The sequence below is a fragment of the Rhizobacter sp. P2_H2 genome (genome assembly GCF_056403375.1).
Genome location: NZ_JBFUFP010000008.1, coordinates 12086 through 32324 on the forward strand (window position 1 = coordinate 12086; position 20239 = coordinate 32324).

Below are 20239 nucleotides of genomic sequence, written 5' to 3' on the forward strand. Positions count from 1 at the left end.
GTCAGTTCGAGTCGGCCGGTGGGCCGATCCGCAGCCCGCTTGCCAACCGGTCCCACAGCCGGTTGAGCCGGCCCCGCATCAGGATGCGCGACGGCACGGGTCGGCGGTGACCCTCGCGCAACCGGAAATACCGCTGAGTGAAACGAGGATCGCTCGGGCCGAGGTTTCCGATGGGCACGCCCAGCTTCCACGCCAGGAACGGAAGGCTGATCTGGTCACGCCGGACGCCGCTGCGGTAAGCCGCCCACCATGCGGCCATCAGGCGCTGGACGCCGGGCGACGCGTGGCGGCGCACGATCACGCCGGCCTCGTGGAGACCGTGTCCGCGCGGAAAGCCCTCGGCCGCATAGCCGCGCATCTGGCGCCGGATGGTCCCCGACCACGCGTACCCGATCGCGGCGCATTCCTCGGATTCCTGGTAGGCGCAGTCGCGGAACGGATGCGCATAGAGCGACAGGTCGCGCGTGGTGAGCGCGCTCGCGACCATCGGACGAGGATCCGCGATGACCTGGATGTTTCCATCGACGTAGAGGCTGACCTCGTGCTGCGGGAAAAGCAGGTGCGGGTGCATCTTGGCGTAACGGTTCAACTCCGGAGCGCTCAGCGGCATGGCCGGCAGGCGTTGCAGGATCCAGGGCGACGGAACGGACACGGCCGCGTCCGACAGGCAGACAAAGTCGATGTCCGCGCTCTCGAACAGCGGCGCCGGCAGCTCGTCGTAGTTGCCGGCGATGCAGGTGTAGATCAGCAGGCGTCCGGTGCTCACAGCCATGCGTCCGCCCAGGCCAGGAAGCTCAGCACGCACCACAGCACGCCGGAGTGGTCTGCCTTGGCCGCGCGGTGCTCGGCCAGCAGGCGGGTGCAGAACGGGCGGTTCAACGAGGGCGATCCCTTGCTGCCGTGGATCAGGTCGGCCGCCCAACCGTGCAGGTCCGAACGCAGCCAATCGGCCAGTGGCGCCGAGAAGCCTTGCTTCGGGCGCTCGACCAACGCGCGCGGCACGTAGCGGTAGAGCAGTTCGCGCAGCACGCGTTTCGATTGGCCCGCACCGACCAGGTAGTCGGTGGGCAGCGACGCCGCCAGCTCGGCGACGCGGTGGTCGAGCAACGGGGCGCGGCTCTCCAGGCTGTTGGCCATGGTGGCACGGTCCACCTTGGCGAGGATGTCACCCGGCAGATACGTGCGCTGGTCGAGCAGCATGGCCGCCCGCACGTAGTCGGCCTGCTGCCCCTGGGCGAGGGGGGCTGGTGCGGAGAAGACGGTTTCCGGGCGGCGTGCGCCCGGCACGATGTCCAGGTCATCCTGAGAGACCCGGGCCAGCACCTCGGCAATGTCCGTCGGGCCGCGCGCCGACAGCAAGGCGTGGCGAAGGCGAAGTCGTTGCGCGACCAGGCGCGAAGCGATCGGCCTCGGCAACGGGGCCGACAGCGCCTGGGCAGCGCGCCACGGAACGGCGGCCAGCAACGCGGCGAATGCGTGCCGCCCCGGCAGCCCGGCGTAGCGCCTGCCGACCAGGTACTTCGGGTAGCCGCCGAACACCTCGTCGCCGCCGTCGCCGGACAGCGCCACGGTGACATCCCGGCGAACCAGGCCGGCCAGCAGGAAGGTCGGAATCTGGGACGAGTCGCCGAGCGGTTCGTCGTACAGCGTTGGCAACTGCGGAATCACAGCGCGCGCGTGGGAACTGCTGACGTAGAGCTCGGTGTGCAGGGTCTGCAGGTGCTGCGCGACCGCACGTGCGTGCGGCGCTTCGTCGGTGGCGGCCTGGTCGAACCCGATGCAGTACGTCCGGATCGGCGTGGTGGACTGCGCCTGCATCAGCGCCACGATGGTCGAGGAATCGATGCCGCCGGACAGCATCGCGCCGAGCGGGACGTCGGCCTGCATCTGCCCCTTCACGGCATCGCGGAGCAAGGTGTCCAGTGAGTCGACCGCGTCCGCGAAGCTGCCCTCGAAGGGATGTGCCAGGCCTTGCGCGAAAGCGTCTTCGGCACGCCAGTAGTGCCGTGCGACCGAGGACCCGTCGATGTCCAGCTCCAGGAGGGTGCCCGGTTCCAGCTTGTGCACGTTCTCATAGATGCTGTGCGGCGCGGCGATGTAGCCGAAGCGCATCAGCTGGGCCACCGCATCCAGGTTCAAGCGCCGCTCGAACGATGGATGGGCGGCCAGAGCCTTCAGCTCGGACGCAAACAGGAACGCGTTGCGCTGACGGGTGTAGTAGATCGGCTTCTCGCCGAACCGGTCACGTGCCAGCGCCAGGCGCCGCTGCTGACGGTCCCACAGGGCGATCGCGAACATGCCGACACAACGTGTCAGTGCAGCCGCGAGCCCCCGTTCCTCGATGAGCGCCAGCAGGACCTCGGTGTCGGAGTGGCCCTTGAACACCGCGCCGCGCGCGACGAGTTCTTTGCGCAGGCTGGCGTGGTTGTAGATCTCGCCGTTGAAGGCCAGCACGTAGCGCCCGCTGGTGCTGAGCATCGGCTGGTGGCCGGAGGGTGAGGTGTCGACGATCGCCAGTCTCAGGTGCCCGATCGCGACGCCTTCGTGCAGCCAGGTTCCGCTGTCGTCGGGGCCGCGATGCGCGATGCGGGCCAGCATCTCGCGCAAGGTGCCTTCGGCAGCCTCCTTGCCCCGCGTGAGGTCGATGAATCCGGCGATGCCGCACATGTCAGGTCTCCTGCGCTTCGTCGCGCGACCGCCAGTAGTGGATTCCAGCCAACAGCACGATGAACTGCGAGCAGACCAGGGTGGCCATCCAGCCCGTCGGTCCGAATGCCGCGATGGCGGGAATGCCGACCAGGACACAGAGACCGAGAATGGCGAGGTTCAGCGACATCACCTTCGGCTTGCGATGGCTCAAGGTGAGGTATCCGGTCAGTGCGGGGCCGAATATGCCGACCACCAGCCACCCGAGGCCCCAGGCCAGCAAGGACCGCGTGTCCTCGGTTGTCGTACCGAAGATGAACGCCGACAACGGCTCGCGGCAAGCCCACAGGGTGCCGGCCAGCAGCGCTGTCGCCGCGAGATGGGCGGCGATGAGCTGGCCGAGCAGGCGCCAGTAGGCGCGCCGATCGTTGACGTAGCTGCTCGCCAGGCGCGGATAGGCGGCGACGTAGGTCAGTTGGCAGGCTGCCGACAGCGCGTTGACCACACGCTCGACGGCGCTGTAGCTGCCGGCCGACGAGGCACCGGCCACCTGGTTGATCAGGATCGGGCCCGCCACGGTGTACAGCGCGGAGGCCAGTTGAGAAGCGAACAGCGGCCAATCCTCTCGCAGCAGCGGCAACGGGCGGCTGTTGCGTGCGGTGTCGGGCCGCAGGCCGGCGAGCCGCCAGGCCGAGCACAGGGTGACCAAGCCGACGAACACACCCCCGAATGACAACGACACGGCGGCGGCCACCACCGATCCGGTGCTGCTGCCGGAGACCCCCCACCACCCGAGCGCCAGCGCCCCGCACGAGCCGGCGATGGCGGCGAGCGCAACCCGTAGAAATCGTCCCTGGAACTGCAGAAACCAGCTTGCGTTGGCCGCCGCGCCGATCGGGACCAGCAGCAGCACGAACCAGCTCCCGGTGCCGGCGGCGCCGGCAGGGGCCTGCGTGGCGGCCACGAGCACCATCAGCGGCAGCACGACGGCCAGCAGAGCGGCCTTGCCGACCACGACATCGGCCAGGATGGCACCCGTCGCGGACGGGTTGCCGGCCAGGCGTTGTGGGCCCGTCAGCTGGAATGCGTACTGCGTGACGAGTCCTCCGAAGCCTGCCCATGCGAGGGCCACTGCCAGGTGGCCATAGTTCGCCAGACCGATCGAGCGCACGATGTGGGGCACGAGCAGCAGCGGCACCAGCGCCCCCGCCGCGTACTGGAACAGCAGGATCGCATTGGCCTTCGCGATGTGGCGGATCATGCCGGGATCGTCATTCGCCGGATCGGTGCGGCATGCGCGGCCCGGGCCCATGAGCTTCTGCTACCGTAGCGCGTGCGCTCGCCGCCCTGCCGCGCCTTCCCGCAAAATCCATGACCAGCTTCGTCGTTGCGCTGTTGATTTCATTCGTCATATCCGGGCTCATTATCCGGGTCTCGCGTCGGCATGGATCCTTGCCTTGGGACGACACCCGGACCGGCGTGCAGAAGTTCCACGCGGTGTCGACGCCGCGTGTCGGTGGCTTGGCCCTGCTGGCGGCGCTGCTGGGGCTGGCACTGTTGATGACGGTCACTTCTCCGGCGTTGGCGGGCAGTTTCTCGCTGCTGCTGCTGGCCGGCGCGCCGGCGCTGCTGACCGGCCTGGCCGAAGACATGACCAAGCGCGTCGGCGTGCTGCCGCGCCTGCTCGCGACCATGCTGAGTGGTGCCATCGCGTTCTTCTGGCTCGGCGCGGAGATACGGCGCGTCGATGTCGGATTTCTCGATGCCCTGCTGCTCTATCACGCCGTGAGCCTGCTGCTGAGCACGATGGCCGTCGGCGGACTGGCCAACGCCATCAACATCATCGATGGGTACAACGGACTGGCGGCCGTGGTGGCCAGCGCGATGTTCCTGTCGCTGGCTTACGTGGGTTTGCAGGTGGGGGACCCGCTGATCGTCGCCACCGCGCTGGCCGCCACCGGCGCCCTGGTGGGATTTCTCGTCTGGAACTGGCCGCGCGGGCTGATCTTCCTGGGCGACGGCGGGGCCTATTTTGTCGGCTATCTGCTGGCGGTGCTGGTCATCCTGCTGGTGGCGCGGCACCCGCAGGTGTCGGCCTGGTACGCGCTGGTGCTGTTCGTGTACCCGGTCTTCGAGACGGTGTTCTCGATGTGGCGCCGACGTTTCCTGCGCGGCACGAGCCCCGGCTTGCCGGATGGCCTGCACCTGCATACGCTGATCTTTCGCCGGCTGGTGCGCTGGGCCGTCGGACGCCAGGAGGCTGCCAGCCTCACATTGCGCAACAGCCTGACTGCGCCGTATCTGTGGGCGTTGTCGAGCTTCGCCGTCCTGCCGGCATCGCTGCTGTGGCGCCACACTCTCGGGCTGCAGATCGTCGCTGCGATCTTCTGCGTGTTGTACGTGTGGCTGTATGCCCGATTGGTGAGGTTTCGCGCACCTCGCGCACTGATGATTCGTTCGAAGAAGGGCGGGCTGATCAGCCGCTGGCGCGACTTCTGACTCCGGCTCAGGTAGCCGCCACCCAATCCCCCGACTTCCCCCCGTGCTTCTCCAGCACCCGGATCTCCCCCATCACCATCCCGCGGTCGACCGCCTTGCACATGTCGTAGACGGTCAGCAGCCCGACCTGCACCGCTGTCAGCGCCTCCATCTCGACACCGGTGCGCCCGAGCGTCTCGACCTGCGCGGTGCAGCGCACGAGGTTCTCGCCCGCATCGATCTCGAAATCCACCGCCACCTTGGTGATCGGCAGCGGATGGCACAGCGGAATGAGCTCGGCGGTGCGCTTGCAGGCCTGGATCGCCGCGATGCGCGCGATGCCGATCACGTCGCCCTTCTTCGCGGTGCCGCCCTGGATCAGCGCGAGCGTGGCCGGCTGCATGCGGATCACGCCGGCGGCGCGCGCGATGCGGTGCGTCTCGGCCTTGCCCGACACGTCGACCATGTGCGCCTGCCCCTGCGCGTCGAAGTGGGTCAGGCCGCTCGCGGGCGGGGACTGTGCTGGGGGAAGGGGCTTGGACATGAAGGGAAACATCCGGGCAACGTGGCGCTGGCATCATAGCGACCGGCCGCTCCTCGCCTTCGTGCCCCACCGGATGACACGTTCACGCTCCACCCGCCTCACCGCATCGCTGTGCGCGCTGGCCCTGCTCGCCGGCAGCGCCGGCGTGCGTGCGCAGGGCACCACCCCGCTGGCCACGCAGAACGCGCTGCCCGCGCTCGGCGACTCGATCTCCGACGACCTGAGCGTCGGCACCGAACGCCGCCTGGGCGACCAGATCATGCGGGCGATCCGACAGGATCCCGACTACCTCGACGATCCCGTCCTGGTCGAGTACCTGCAGTCGATCTGGCAGCCGCTGGTGGCGGCCTCGCGCGCCCAGGGCAACATCGATGCCGAGTCCGACCAGCGCTTCGCCTGGGAGCCGTTCCTGGTGCGCGACAAGACCGTCAACGCGTTCGCGCTGCCCGGCGGCTACGTCGGCGTGCACCTGGGCCTGATCGCGATGACCGCCACGCGCGACGAGCTCGCCTCGGTGCTCGCGCACGAGATGTCGCACGTGACGCAGCGCCACATCGCGCGCGGCATGGTCAACAGCCGGCGCCAGTCGCTGATCGGCCTGGCCGGCATGATCCTCGGCGTGATCGCCGCGACGCGCAGCAACCGCGTCGACGGCGCCAACGCGATCTTCACCGGCTCGCAGGCCGCGTCGGTGCAGGGCCAGCTGAACTTCTCTCGCGACATGGAGCGCGAGGCCGACCGCGTCGGCTTCAAGGTGCTCACCGGCGCCGGCTTCGCGCCCGGCGGCATGGCGGCGATGTTCGAGAAGCTCGACCAGGCTTCGCACCTGAACGACAGCGGCGGCTTCCCGTACCTGCGCACCCACCCGATCACCACCGAGCGCATCGGCGACGCCCGCCAGCGCCTGGGCACCGCCGCGCCGGTGGCACCGGTCAGCGTGCTCGCCCACGTGGCCGCGCAGGCGCGCTCCCGCGTGCTGATGGACACCCGCATCGACGCGCTGCGCCGCTGGCAGTCGCAGGACAAGGTGGCGCCCGATGCCAGCGTGGGAGATCGCCTGAACGCCGCCTATGCGAGCGCGCTCGCGTCGACGCTGCTGCACGACTGGAGCCGCGCCGATGCGGCATTGCAGGTGGCACTCGGCGTCGTGCGCGGCAGCCCGCGCAGCGATGCCGTCGCCGAGCGCGAGGTCGTGCTGCTGCAGGCGCAGTCGCTGGCCGAGCGCGGCGACGGCGTGCGCGCCGGCCAGGTGCTCAAGCCTTATGCCGAGGCGGGCGCCACGCCGTCGCGCGCGGTGCTGCTGATGCAGGCCCAGGCAGCGCTCGCGGCGCCGAAGACCGACCCGGCCGTCAAGCGCAGCGCCGACGACCTGCAGACCTGGACCACGCTGCACCCGAGCGACGCGCTCGCCTGGCAGCAGCTCAGCCGCACCTGGGAGCAGCTCGGCCAGCAGCTGCGGTCACTGCGGGCCGAGGCCGAATCGCATTACGCCGTCGGCGACCTGACCGGCGCCGTCGACCGCCTGCGCGCCGGCCAGCGCCTGGCCCGCACGCCGGGCGGCAAGGTCGACTTCATCGACGCATCGATCATCGACGCGCGGCTGCGCGAGCTCGAAGGCCAGCGCCGCCGCCAGATGGAAGAAGAACGCCGCCAGGAAGGCTGACCTCCACCGGACCCCACCGGAATCGGCCACGGCGTGGCTTATCCTCCCGGCACTTCTGGAGGAGACGGCATGCCACGATCCATCGCCCGGGCCATCGGCGCCGCCACGTTCGCGCTGCTTGCCGTGCTGGCTGCAGCGCCCGGCCCGGCCCGCGCTGCCACGATCACGTCGGTCAGCCCGCAGGGCGAGGTCGCGCAGGTGCGCCAGGTCACGGTGAAGTTTTCCGAGGCGGTGGTGCCGTTCGGCGACCTGCGGCTGCCCGATCCGCTCGGCGTGGCCTGCGAAGGCCCGGCGCGCGCCGGCTCGGGCCGCTGGGCCAACGACCGCGTCTGGCTATACGACTTCCGCGAGGCGTTGCCGCCCGGCACGCGCTGCACGTTGAAGGCGAAGTCCGACTGGAAGCCGTTGAACGGCGCGCTGACCGGCGGCACCGAGTTCACGTTCAGCACCGGCGGCCCGGCCATCGAGTCGACACAACCCTACGCCGGCAACCAGGTCGAGGAAGACCAGCACTTCGTGCTGCGGCTGACCGGTGCGGCGGTCGAGTCCACCGTGGCCGCCCATGCGGCCTGCGAGGTCGACGGCATCGGCGAACGCATGCCGGTGCGGGTGGTGACCGGCGCGGTCCGCGACGAGATCCTGAAGGCGCGCCAGCTCGAGAAGCAGGCCGAGCGCATCGTCGTGCTGACCTGCCAGCGCCCGCTGCCGCCCGACGCCGCGTTGCGCCTGGTCTGGGGTGCCGGCATCGCGGCCCAGGTCAACCCGAAGATCGTCACGCGCACCGAGCAGCGCCTGAACTTCCGCGTGCGCAAGGCCTTCACCGCCGAGTTCAGCTGCGAGCGCGAGCGTGCCGAGGCGCCGTGCCTGCCGATCCGCCCGCTGACGCTGCGCTTCTCGTCGCAGCTGCCGCGCGAGCTGGCGGCGGCGATCCGGCTGCAGCCGGCCTCGGGCAAGGCGATCGCGCCTGAGTTCGATGCCGACGACAAGGCGGCCGAGGTCGACAGCCTCCGCTTCCCGATGCCGCTGCCCGAGCGCAGCACCTTCACGATCGAGCTGCCGCGCAACCTGAAGGACAGCTCGGGCCGCGCGCTCGCGAATGCCGCGAGCTTCCCGCTGAAGGTCGCGACCGGCGACGCGCCGCCGATCGCGAAGTTCGCCGCCGCGCCGTTCGGCGTCATCGAGCTGAACGCCGATGCGATGCTGCCGGTCACGCTGCGCCATGTGCAGGGCGACCTGCGGCCGGCCGCGGGCGGCGGCGCGGTGCGCATCAAGACGCTGCGCACCGATGCCGACATCCTGCAGTGGTATGCCCGCGTGGCCCGCTACCACGAGAGCCGCATCACCGCGAAGGAGGCCGGGCTGCCGGCCGCGCAGCACTACGAGACCGAGCGCGTCGTCGACGGCAAGGGCCGCAGCAAGGAGATCCGCCGCGAGCGCGTCGTCGAGACCCGCGAGCTGTCGCTGCTGAACGGCGGCGCCGACGTGAAGCGCATGGACCTGCCGCAGCTCGCCGGCGGCGACCCGCGGCCGTTCGAGGTGGTCGGCATCCCGATCGCCGACCCCGGCTACCACGTGGTCGAGATCGAATCGCGCCGCCTCGGCGAGGCCCTGCTCGACAAGAAGGCGCCGATGTACGTGCGCGCCGGCGTGCTGGTCACCAACCTGGGCGTGCACTTCAAGCTCGGCCGCGAGAACAGCGTGGTCTGGGTCACGACGCTCGATCGCGGCAAGCCGGTGGCCGATGCCGACATCGCGGTCAACGATTGCCGCGGCCAGCGGCTGTGGGCCGGCCGCACCGATGCCAACGGCCTGGCGCGCATCGAGCAGGCGCTGGAGCGGGCCGGCGAATGCCCGGCCGACGGCGGCTTCTTCGTCACCGCGCGCAAGCCGACGCCGAAGGGCCTGACCGACACCGCCTTCGTGTTCAGCAGTTGGCAGAAAGGCATCGAGACCTGGCGCTTCAGCTTCCCGACCAGCAACGATGCGCAGCCCGACGTGCAGGCGCACACGGTGTTCGACCGCACGCTGCTGCGTGCCGGCGAGACGGTGTCGATGAAGCACTTCATGCGCCGCGAGACCAGCAGCGGCCTGGCCGCGGTGCCGGCCGAGAAGCTGCCGACGCGGCTGAAGATCGTGCACCAGGGCAGCGGACAGGAAGTGACGCTGCCGTTGAGCTGGAACGGCACGCGCAGCGCGGCCTCGAGCTGGAACATCCCGCCGGCTGCCAAACTCGGCGTGTACGACGTGACGCTGGAGCGCGAGGGTGGCGGCGACCGGGAGCGCAGCAGCTGGTCGGCCGGCAGTTTCCGCGTCGAGGAGTTCCGCCTGCCGCTGGTCGATGCGCGCGTCAGCGGGCCGAAGGAGGTGCCGGTCGCGCCGAAGGAGCTGCCGATCGGCGTGCAGCTGAACTATTTCGCCGGCGGCGGGATGGCGCAGGCGCCGGCCCGGCTGACGGCCTTGCTGCGCAGCCGCGCGAGCGGCTTCGCGGGCTACGACGAATTCAGCTTCGAGCCGCCGCGTGATCCGAAGCAGGCCGCGCGCAGCGATGACGGCGACGAGGGCGCGCCCGAGTCGAGCGGCAAGGTGGTGGCCGACAAGCTGCCGCTGACGACCGACCGCGACGGTGCCGCGAGCCTTACCGTGAAGGACCTGCCGGCCATCAAGCGGCCGAGCGAGCTGGTCACCGAGGTGACCTTCAACGACCCGAACGGCGAGGTGCAGACCGCGTCGACCACCGTCGCGCTGTGGCCGAGCGCCGTCGTGCTGGGCGTGAAGACCGGTTCGTGGGCGAGCGCGCGCGGCCAGGTGAAGCTGCAGGTGCTGGCGCTGGACACCGCCGGCAAGGCGATCAAGGGCCAAGCGGTCGAGGTGCGCGGCCGGCTGTCGCAGGTGATCAGCACGCGCAAGCGCATGGTCGGCGGCTTCTACGCGTACGACAACCGCACCGAGGTCAAGGAGCTCGGCACGGTGTGCAGCGGCAGCACCGACGACCGCGGCCTGCTGCTGTGCGATGCGGCGCTCGAGAACGCCGGCCAGGTCGAGCTGATCGCGAAGGCGAGCGACAAGGCCGGCCACGTCGCCGAATCGGCCGCCAGCGTGTGGGTCACGAAGCAGGGCGAGCTGTGGTTCGCGCAGGACAACGACGATCGCATCGACGTGCTGCCCGAGAAGAAGAGCTACGAGCCCGGCGAGACCGCGCGGCTGCAGGTGCGCATGCCGTTCCGCGAGGCGACCGCGCTGGTCAGCGTCGAGCGCGAGGGCGTGATCGCGACGCGCGTGCTGACGCTGCGCGGCGACGACCCGACGGTCGAACTGAAGATCGAGAAGTCGTGGGGCCCGAACGTCTACGTCGACGTGCTGGTGCTGCGCGGGCGCATCCGCGAGGTGCCGTGGTACTCGTTCTTCAGCTGGGGCTGGAAGGAGCCGCTGAACTGGGTGCGCTCGTTCTGGTACGAGGGCCGCGAGTACCAGGCGCCGACCGCGATGGTCGACCTGTCGAAGCCGGCCTTCAAGCTCGGCATCGCGGCGCTGAAGGTGGGCGTGCAGGAACACCGGCTGGACGTCAGCGTGACGGCCGACAAGCCGCAGTACGCGGTGCGCCAGACCGCGAAGGCGCGCATCAAGGTGCTGCACGATGGCAAACCGCTCGCGAACGCCGAGGTGGCGTTCGCCGCCGTCGACGAGGGCCTGCTGGCGCTGCGCCCGAACGATTCGTGGGACCTGCTCGGCGCGATGCTGAAGCCGCGCGCGCTCGGCGTGGAGACCGCCACCGGGCAGAGCGAGATCATCGGCAGGCGCCACTACGGCCGCAAGGCGGTGGCGGCCGGCGGCGGCGGCGGCAAGAACGCGACGCGCGAGCTGTTCGACACGCTGCTGCTGTGGAAGGCCCAGGTGGCGCTGGACGCCAACGGCGAGGCGGTGGTCGAGGTGCCGCTGAACGATTCGCTGACCAGCTTCCGGCTGGTCGCGGTGGCCGATGCCGGCGTGCAGCAGTTCGGCAGCGGCAGCACCAGCATCCGCGTGACGCAGGACCTGCAGGTGCTGTCGGGCCTGCCGCCGCTGGTGCGCGACGGCGACCGTTTCAGCGCGATGCTGACGCTGCGCAACACCACCACACACGAGATGAAGGTGCGGGCCACGCTCGCCGGCAGCGCGAACAGTGGCGGCGAACGGGGTGCCGACATCGTGCGCACGCCGATCGAGCTGCCGCCGCAGGAGGCAGTGCTGCCGGCCGGCGGCGCGAAGGAGCTGACCTGGCCGGTCGACGTGCCGGCCGAGGTGTTCAGCATCGCGTGGGAAGCGGGCGCCGAGGAACTCGCCGGCAGCGACAAGGCGAAGGACCAGGCGAAGGACAGGCTGAAGCTCACGCAGCTCGTCAGCGCCGCAGTGCCGGTGCGCGTGCTGCAGGCGACGCTGTCGCAGCTCGACGGCCCGTTCACGCTGCCGGTGGCCGCGCCGGCCGATGCGCTGCCGGCGAGCGGCCCCAAGCGCGGCGGCCTGAACATCGGCGTGCAGCCGAAGCTGACCGGCGCGCTGCCCGGCATCCGCCGCTACTTCGAGACCTACCCGTTCATCTGCCTGGAGCAGAAGACCTCGAAGTCGGTCGGGCTGAAGGACGCGAAGCTGTGGGCCGGCGTCGCGAACGCACTGCCGACCTACCTCGACAGCGACGGGCTCGCGAGCTATTTCCCGCCGCGTGCCGAAGATGGCGCACGCGGCAGCGACCGGCTCACCGCCTACGTGCTCGCCGCGACGAACGAGGCCGGCTTCGAGCTGCCGCCGGCCGCGCGCGACAGCATGCTGGACGGGCTGACCGCGTTCGTCGAGGGCCGCATCGAACGCAAGTTCTGGTCGCCGCGGGCCGACCTGGACGTGCGCAAGCTCGCGGCCATCGAGGCGCTGTCGCGCTACGGCCGGGCGCAGCCGAAGATGCTGGGCTCGGTGAACATCACGCCGAACCAGTGGCCGACCGCCGCGGTGATCGACTGGCTCGGCATCCTGCGCCGCGTGCAGGGCGTGCCCGAGCAGGCCAAGCGGCTGGACGAAGTGCAGCAGATCCTGCGCAGCCGGCTCACCTATGCCGGAACGACGCTGCGCTTCAGCAACGAGAGCGACGACTTCTGGTGGTGGCTGATGGACAGCGCCGATGCGAACGCGGCGCGGCTGATCCTGGCGGTGCTCGACGACCCGGCCTGGCGCGACGACCTGCCGCGCATGGTGGTCGGCAGCCTTGGCCGCCAGCGCGGCGGCGCCTGGCTCACGACGACAGCCAACCTGTGGGGATCGCTCGCGCTCGACAAGTTCTCGGCGAAGTTCGAGTCGGCGAAGGTTGCGGGCCGCACGGTAGCCGGCACCGGCGGTGCGCCGGTCGCGATCGACTGGGGCAAGTCGGCCGACGGCGGCGTCGTGAAGCTGCCATGGCCCGATTCGGCCGGCACGCTGAGCGTGTCGCAGGAGGGCTCCGGCAAACCGTGGCTGACGGTGCAGAGCCTCGCGGCGATCCCGCTGAAGGAGCCGATCCGCGCCGGCTACAGCCTCGCGCGCACGGTCACTGCGGTCGAGCAGAAGGACAAATCGAAGTGGTCGCGCGGCGACGTGCTGCGGGTGCGGGTCGAGGTGGATGCGCAGTCGGACATGACCTGGGTGGTGGTCAGCGATCCAGTGCCGGGCGGCGCGACGCTGCTCGGCTCGGGCCTCGGCCGCGACAGTGCGATCGCGACGCAGGGCGAGAAGCGCAGCGGCACCTGGCCGGTGTACGAGGAGCGCAGTTTCGAGGCCTTCCGCAGCTACTACGACTATTTGCCGCGCGGCAAGCACGTGATCGAGTACACCGTGCGGCTGAACAACCCCGGCCGCTTCGCGCTGCCGCCCACGCGCGTCGAGGCGATGTATGCGCCGGAGAGCTTCGGGGAACTGCCGAACGCGGCGGTCGAGGTCGCGCCGTGAAGCTTGCAGTCTGTGCCGCATCGCTGCTGTTCGCAGCGGCCGCGGCGCAGGCGCTGCCGAGCTTCAGCGAGGTGAAGACTGCGTGGAAGCCGTCCGACGTGACGCTGCTCGCCCGCGATGGCACGCCGCTGCAGACGGTGCGCGTCGACAGGAGCGCGCGCCGGCTGGCCTGGGTGCCGCTGCAGGAGGTCTCGCCGGCGCTGCTCCAGGCGATCGTCCTCAGCGAAGACCGGCGCTTCTACGAGCACAGCGGCGTCGACTGGAGCGCGGTCGCGAAGAGCGCGTGGGCCAATGTGTGGAACACCCGCACGCGCGGTGCATCGACGCTGACGATGCAGCTGGCCGGCCTGCTCGACGACGACCTGGCGCGGCCGGTCGGCGGGCGCAGCGTCGCGCAGAAGCTCGGCCAGGCCGTCACCGCGACGCGGCTCGATGCGCGCTGGAAGAAGAGCGAGATCCTCGAGGCCTACCTGAACCGGGTCGCGTTCCGCGGCGAGGTGGTCGGCATCGATGCGCTGTCGCAGACGCTGTTCGGCAAGCACCCGGGCGGGCTGGATGTCGACGAGTCGGCGATCGCGGCGGCGCTGCTGCGCGGGCCGAACGCGACGCCGGCGGTCGTCGCGCAGCGCGCCTGCGGCGTATTGCAGCTGCAGAAGCTCGATTGCAAGGGCGTCACCGCGCTCGCGCAGACCGCGCTGCTGCGCCAGGGCGGCATGCCGCTGGGCGAGCAGCTGGCGCCGCATTTCGCGCGGCAGGTGGTGGGGGAGGGGGCGATGCAGGGGTCGACGCAAGCGACGGTGCAACGCACGACGCTCGATGCGCGGCTGCAGCGCTTCGCCGTCAACACGCTGCGGCGGCAGCTGGCCGAGCTGTCGGGCCGCAACGTCGAGGATGGTGCGATCGTCGTGCTCGACAACGCGAGCGGCGAGGTGCGGGCCTGGGTCGGCTCGAGCGGCAGCTTCTCGGACGCGGCGCAGGTCGACGGCGTGCTGGCGCGCCGCCAGCCGGGCTCGACGCTGAAGCCCTTCGTCTACGAGCTGGCCTTCGAGCGCCGGCTGATCACGCCGGCCAGCCTGCTCGACGATTCGCCCGCGCAACTGGCCACCACCAACGGCCTGTACCTGCCGCAGAACTACGACCACGCGTTCAAGGGCTGGGTCAGCGCGCGCACCGCGCTCGGTGCGAGCCTGAACGTGCCGGCGGTGCGGGTGGGCGCGATGCTCGGGCCCGATGCGCTGGTCGAGCGGCTGAACGCGCTGGGCCTGGCGCTGCCCGAGACCGGCGGCTTCTACGGGCATTCGCTGGCACTCGGCAGTGCCGACGTGAGCCTGCTGGCACTGACGAATGCGTACCGCACGCTGGCAAACGGCGGGCTGTTCTCGCCGCCGGTGCTGCGCGGTGCGGCCGCGACGCCGAAGCGGGTGGCGAGCGCGGCGGCGAGTTGGCTCGTCACCGACATCCTGGCCGACAACGCGGCGCGCGCGCGCACCTTCGGGCTGGACAGCAGCCTGGTCACGAAGGGTTTTGCCGCGGTGAAGACCGGCACCAGCAAGGACATGCGCGACAACTGGTGCATCGGCTTCACCGACCGCTACACGGTGGGCGTGTGGGTCGGCAACGCGAGCGGCGAGGCGATGCACGACGTGAGCGGCGTCAGCGGCGCCGCGCCGGTGTGGCAGGTGCTGGTGCGCGCGCTGCATGACGGCGCACCATCGAAGCAGCCGGCGGTGCCGGCGGGTGTGGTGCCGATGGCGATCCGCTTCGACGACCGGCGCGAGGCGGCGCGCGACGAGGTGTTCGTCGCCGGCACCGAGCAGGCGCTGTGGAGCGCGGGCACGCAGGTGCGCGGCGCGCAGCGCTTCGGCATCGCCAGCCCGCGCGACGGCAGCATCTTCGCGATCGACCCCGACATGCCGCCCGCCGCGCAGCGCATCGTGCTGGAAGGCGAGGCCGGCACCTGGTGGATGGACGGCAAGGCGCTGGGGCAGGGCGAGCGGCTGCACTGGGCGCCGTGGCCGGGGCGGCATGAGCTGAAGCTGACGGGGCGCGATGGGGCGCTGCTGCAGGTGGTGAGGTTCGAGGTGCGGGGGGCGGATGTGCGGACTGCCAATGCCGGCGTGAAGCCGCGCCGGCGCTGAAGGCCGGGCTGCGGTCAGGGAACTCGGGGGAGGGTTGCTGTTACTCAGGGACGCGACGGACGTGGGTCCGTGCGGGTGGCCTGAGGAGTAAGCATGCTGCGGAAAGTGTTCAGGAGGACCTCGAAACGAGACGGGTCGTCGACGGGGACGGGGTATCGCGATGACACGGCCGGGAAGGTGAGGAAATCCCGAGAGAACGCGCGAACTTGCTGCGGAGTGAAGTCCTACGCAGGGCTGCACCCGTACAACATCACCCGGAAAACCCGGAGAGACTTCGCCAACCGGCCTGCGACCGCGTTGCTGATTCACGGTCTCGATTGCGCCGAAAGACTGATGGATGAAGAAGGCAAGGGTCCGAAAAGTGCGCTCAAGGCCCTTCTCGCTTACATCGAATCAATTGGAGAGAGCCAAGCAATCAGAAAGTCCATCAAGCCTTTCCGCGAAGCGTTGAATGAGATGGGCGGGGCGGCAGCGAACCGGCGTGAGATTGACAGGACACGACTCGAGACCGTATTGCAGAACATGCGCATTGAAGTCGTTGATTTGCAGGAGAGGCGGGAGGCGGCGATTGCAACCCTGAGCGGCCGCGGCATCTACTAGGGGCCGTCGCGCGATGTCGCGCTCAGCCCGGTTACCATCCCCGCCGGGCCGCCTCACGCGGCTCACGTCGCTCGGACGGTTCCGGGCGCTCACGTGAAAGTCCTCTTCAATGTCCTCGTCTGCAGGCCAGCGCCGCTTCGCGCGCATCGACCGCCTTCCCCCCTACGTCTTCAACATCACTGCCGAGCTGCGCGCCGCTGCGCGACGGCGCGGTGAAGACATCATCGACATGAGCATGGGCAACCCCGACGGGCCCACGCCGCCGCACATCGTCGCCAAGCTCGCCGAGGTGGCGCAGCGGCCCGACACGCACGGCTACTCCACGTCGAAGGGCATTCCGCGCCTGCGCCGCGCGATCTCGCACTGGTACCAGGATCGCTACGGCGTCGCGATCGATCCCGACAGCGAGGCCATCGTGACGATCGGCTCGAAGGAGGGCCTGTCGCACCTGATGCTCGCGACGCTGGACCGCGGCGACACCGTGCTGGTGCCCGACCCGAGCTACCCGATCCACATCTACGGCGCGGTGATCGCTGGTGCCGACATCCGCTCGGTGCCGCTGGTGCCGGGCGTCGACTTCTTCGCCGAACTGGAGCGCGCGATCCGCGGCAGCTACCCGAAGCCGAAGATGATGGTGCTGGGCTTTCCGAGCAACCCGACGGCGCAGTGCGTCGAGCTCGACTTCTTCGAGCGCGTGGTGGCGCTCGCGCGCAAGCACGACATCTTCGTCGTGCACGACCTGGCCTATGCCGACATCGTGTTCGACGGCTGGAAGGCGCCGTCGATCATGCAGGTGCCGGGCGCGAAGGAGATCGCGGTCGAGTTCTTCACGCTCTCGAAGAGCTACAACATGGCCGGCTGGCGCGTGGGCTTCATGGTCGGCAACCGCGACCTGGTGGCGGCGCTCGCGCGCATCAAGGCATACCACGACTACGGCACCTTCACGCCGCTGCAGGTGGCGGCGATCGCCGCGCTCGAGGGCGACCAGCAATGCGTGAAGGACATCGCCGCGCAGTACCAGCGCCGCCGCGACGTGCTGGTGAAGGGCCTGCACGAGGCCGGCTGGATGGTCGAGACGCCGAAGGCCTCGATGTACATCTGGGCGCGCATCCCCGAGCCGTACCGCGCGCTCGGCTCGCTGGAGTTCGCCAAGCAGATGCTCGCGAAGGCGAAGGTCTCGGTGTCGCCCGGCATCGGCTTCGGCGACCACGGCGACGACCACGTGCGCTTCGCGCTGATCGAGAACGAGGCACGCATCCGGCAGGCGGTGCGTGGCATCAAGGCGATGTTCAAGGCGGATGGGGTGGAGGCGGCGCGGGCGGCCTGACAAACGGCAGCAGGAGCGCGGGAACCGATGGGCAGCCTCCTGTTACTCACGGCACGCAGAGATGAGACGTGTCGTACGTAATTTCCACGGTGCATCGCCCGGATCTCTGCAAGGAACAACCCAACTGCAAGGTCCAGTCATGCCGTCAACCATCAGTACGACACTTTGCTCAGTTCTCCATGTCGCCAGCAGAACCCTGGATGGGTTGAAGAACAGCAACACGGCTCAGCGGGTATGTGCGGGCGTGGCACATGCCAGAAGTTGTGCGCGGGAGGCGGTGAAACTTGTCCAGAAACCGGGCCGTGACCTGGTGCGACACGCGAAGAGGATCACCTACGACGCTGCGCTCCAGATGGTCAAGGCAGGCAGCATCACTGCGCAGGGGTTGGGGGGCGCAACAGGCATCCTGGACAAAGCGCGTCGTGACTCTGTACGCCATGCGAAAAGGCTCAGCCATGGAGCCGCGCTCCAGATGATCGAAGCGGGCAACATCACCGCGCAAGGAGCTGGCATTGCAGCAGACGCCGCGGGTAGCGCGATGAAGAAAGTCGCCTCACAAGTTGGACGGGTCGCCCGCAACCTGGAGTCAGCATGCCGTACTGCATTGAGCCAACTGGCGACGAAGATCAAGAGTCGGCAGTACGAGCCCGAGAACTATCGGTACGTCGAGCCTGAAGGCTTCTACCGCGAAGCGTCGAGTTTCCGATCAGATTGCGTGCGGGCTTTTGATGACATGGGGCAGCAGTGCAAGGTCGACGGAGATGCGAAGGCCGCGTACGCGACCTTCTATCGTCACGCCGACTACCTGTCTCAAGAGACTCAACAGGTGTTTCTGGTCGATCACCAGGAATTGCTGTCCATGGTGCAGCTCTATCTGGAAAACCTTTCAATACTGAGCGCGCATCAAGTCAACCAGAATACGGCCGCTTTCACGACGGCGATTTTCAGCATGCGCGACCAGGTTCTCCGCTGGAATCCTGAGCAGGAGTGCCGGGTGGCACTCGACTGAGCACGGCCGACCGTCACCCAGCCCGTGACGAGAACACCGCCTCCAGCGCGGCATCGATCACCACCCCGCACAAGCTGTAGATCAACGACCCGATCAACGCCGCGAAGAAGCCGGCGACCGCCAGGCCGCTGAGCAGTTGCGCCGCGAAATAGAACATCAGCGCGTTGATCACGAACAGGAACAGCCCGAGCGTCAGCACGGTGACCGGCAGCGTCAGCAGCACCAGGATCGGCCGCAGCAGCGCGTTCAGCAGGCCCAGCACCAGCGCGGCCAGCATCGCCGAGCCGAAACTGGTCACCGTGACGCCGGGGTAGAGGTGGGCCACCAGCAGCAGCGCTGCGGCGAGCAGGAGCCAGCGAAGGAGGGTCTTCATCCGCGCGAGCATACCTGCCGCCTCGCGCCGTGGGGTTCCTCCGCTGTGGTCCGATGACCCAGGGTTTTCCGCTCCCCCCAGGGTTAGGGGGAAGGAAATGTCACGCCTTGACACACCGAAGCTGCGCCACCGAGCATCCAGCTTCCCATCAACCCCACGCACAGCGCAGTCGCACGCACCCGTGTACTGCGCTGTCCCGGTCCTGCTTGCAGGCAGTCGGACGGATCGGGTGGACGTGCCCCACAAGGAGTGTCTCGTGTCTATCCGAATTTCCTGGAAGTCCGGGCTGGCCGTCGTTGCCGCGCTCGTCCTGGCCGCCTGCGGCGGCGGAGGCAGCGGCAGCAGCAGTGACGGCGCGCCCGATGCCGCCGCCGGCGCGGATGCGCCGCTCGCCGACGCCCCGGTGCGCACCATTCAGCAGACCGCGCTGCCCGGCGGCCGTGTCGACGTGCTCGACACGCGGCTGTCGAAGGCGACCGGCGCGGTCGACGTGTGGGTGACGCTCACCGACGCGCCGGTGGCCGCCGCCGCCGCGCAGCTCGCCGTTGCCGCATCGACCACCGAACGCACGCTCAGCATGAAGACGCTGCGCGAAGCGCCGCAGGCCACGCGCGAGGCGCTGGCCGCGCACCGCAAGACGGTGCTGTCGCACCAGGATGCGCTGCAGGCCAGCCTCTCCACGTTCGGCGCCCAGGAACTCGGCCGCGTCCACATGGCCCACAACGCCATCGCCGTGCGCGTCGACGCCTCGAAGCTGAAGGCCATCGCCGCGCTGCCGGGCGTCGCCAAGGTGCGCCGCGTCAACCACTACGAGATGAGCCTCGCCGAGACGGTGCCGTACATCGGCGCCACCGCGGCGCAGCAGGCCGGTGCCGACGGTACCGGCGTGCGCGTGGCGGTGCTCGATTCGGGCATCGACTACACGCACCGCAACCTGGGCGGTGCCGGCACGCCCGAGGCCTACCTGAAGGCCTACGGCACCGACCCGAGCGATCCGCGCAACACCACCATCGACCCGAGCGTCTTCCCGACCAGCAAGGTGGTCGGCGGCTTCGACTTCGTCGGTGACGTGTGGCCGAACGGCCCGCGCACCGAAGACCCGAACCCGATCGACTTCCAGGGCCACGGCACGCACGTCGCCGACATCATCGGCGGCAAGAGCCTGGACGGCACCCACAAGGGCGTCGCCCCCGGCGCCAAGCTGCTGGCACTGCGCGTGTGCAGCGCCGTCGCGACCAGCTGCAACGGCGTCGCGATCCTGAAGGCGATCGACTGGTCGATCGACCCGAACGGCGACGGCGATCCGTCCGACGCGGTCGACGTGATGAACCTGTCGCTCGGTTCCGACTACGGCCAGAACATCGACGACTCCACCGAGGCCATCTCGACGGCGGTCGATGCCGGCATCGTCGCGGTCGTGGCCGCGGGCAATGCCGCGAACAAGCCGTACATCGTCAGCTCGCCGTCGATCGCCCCCGGGGCCATCAGCGTCGCGCAGACGCAGGTGCCGAGCGC

At 69.6% G+C, this 20239-nt stretch carries 13 protein-coding genes; 8 read left to right on the top strand and 5 right to left on the bottom strand.

Annotation, left to right across the window (positions count from 1 at the left end):
- Position 1: 1 nt before the first annotated feature.
- The 3 genes from AC1D15_RS01790 to AC1D15_RS01800 are packed head-to-tail and all read right to left on the bottom strand — an operon-like array spanning position 2 to position 3958.
- A complete protein-coding gene (locus AC1D15_RS01790; RefSeq protein ID WP_477824693.1) occupies positions 2-772 on the bottom strand; it encodes a glycosyltransferase domain-containing protein in 771 nt (256 codons plus the stop codon).
- Positions 763-2667, bottom strand: coding sequence for an asparagine synthase (glutamine-hydrolyzing) (gene asnB / locus AC1D15_RS01795; RefSeq protein WP_477824694.1), 1905 nt, complete (start codon positions 2665-2667; stop codon positions 763-765). Before asnB ends, AC1D15_RS01790 begins: the two co-directional genes overlap by 10 nt.
- A 1-nt stretch (position 2668) precedes the next feature.
- Positions 2669-3958 (bottom strand): lipopolysaccharide biosynthesis protein, encoded by a 1290-nt coding sequence (locus AC1D15_RS01800; RefSeq protein ID WP_477824695.1) that lies wholly within the window; start codon positions 3956-3958, stop codon positions 2669-2671.
- A 59-nt stretch (positions 3959-4017) separates the two neighbouring features.
- On the opposite strand from AC1D15_RS01800, the gene AC1D15_RS01805 reads away from it, so the two are divergent.
- Entirely contained in the window at positions 4018-5145 is a 1128-nt protein-coding gene (locus tag AC1D15_RS01805; RefSeq protein WP_477824696.1) for an MraY family glycosyltransferase, read from the top strand.
- Positions 5146-5152: 7 nt separating this feature from the next.
- Here AC1D15_RS01805 and moaC read toward each other — a convergent pair whose 3' ends face one another.
- A complete protein-coding gene (gene moaC / locus AC1D15_RS01810; RefSeq protein ID WP_465111258.1) occupies positions 5153-5668 on the bottom strand; it encodes a cyclic pyranopterin monophosphate synthase MoaC in 516 nt (171 codons plus the stop codon).
- A 73-nt stretch (positions 5669-5741) separates the two neighbouring features.
- Here moaC and AC1D15_RS01815 point away from each other — a divergent pair, with 73 nt between their 5' ends.
- From AC1D15_RS01815 to AC1D15_RS01840, 6 genes are all read left to right on the top strand, one after another.
- Complete coding sequence (locus AC1D15_RS01815; protein WP_477824697.1) at positions 5742-7331, top strand: M48 family metalloprotease; 1590 nt, start codon at positions 5742-5744, stop codon at positions 7329-7331.
- 69 nt (positions 7332-7400) lie between these two features.
- Positions 7401-13277, top strand: a complete 5877-nt coding sequence (locus tag AC1D15_RS01820; protein WP_477824698.1) for an alpha-2-macroglobulin family protein — start codon at positions 7401-7403, stop codon at positions 13275-13277.
- Positions 13274-15415: a penicillin-binding protein 1C gene (pbpC, locus tag AC1D15_RS01825; RefSeq protein ID WP_477824699.1), complete on the top strand. Its 2142-nt coding sequence runs from the start codon at positions 13274-13276 to the stop codon at positions 15413-15415. Before AC1D15_RS01820 ends, pbpC begins: the two co-directional genes overlap by 4 nt.
- A 216-nt stretch (positions 15416-15631) precedes the next feature.
- Complete coding sequence (locus AC1D15_RS01830; RefSeq protein WP_477824700.1) at positions 15632-16015, top strand: hypothetical protein; 384 nt, start codon at positions 15632-15634, stop codon at positions 16013-16015.
- Positions 16016-16124: 109 nt separating this feature from the next.
- Positions 16125-17342, top strand: coding sequence for an alanine transaminase (gene alaC / locus AC1D15_RS01835; RefSeq protein WP_477824701.1), 1218 nt, complete (start codon positions 16125-16127; stop codon positions 17340-17342).
- A 139-nt stretch (positions 17343-17481) separates the two neighbouring features.
- Positions 17482-18351 (top strand): hypothetical protein, encoded by an 870-nt coding sequence (locus AC1D15_RS01840; RefSeq protein ID WP_477824702.1) that lies wholly within the window; start codon positions 17482-17484, stop codon positions 18349-18351.
- A 13-nt stretch (positions 18352-18364) separates the two neighbouring features.
- Here AC1D15_RS01840 and AC1D15_RS01845 read toward each other — a convergent pair whose 3' ends face one another.
- The gene (locus AC1D15_RS01845; RefSeq protein WP_477824703.1) at positions 18365-18724 is read right to left on the bottom strand and encodes a phage holin family protein; all 360 of its coding nucleotides are present in this window, start codon (positions 18722-18724) and stop codon (positions 18365-18367) included.
- A gap of 256 nt (positions 18725-18980) precedes the next feature.
- Between AC1D15_RS01845 and AC1D15_RS01850 the strand changes: the two genes are divergently transcribed.
- A partial coding sequence (locus AC1D15_RS01850; RefSeq protein WP_477824704.1) for a S8 family serine peptidase occupies positions 18981-20239 on the top strand: 1259 nt, incomplete at its 3' end.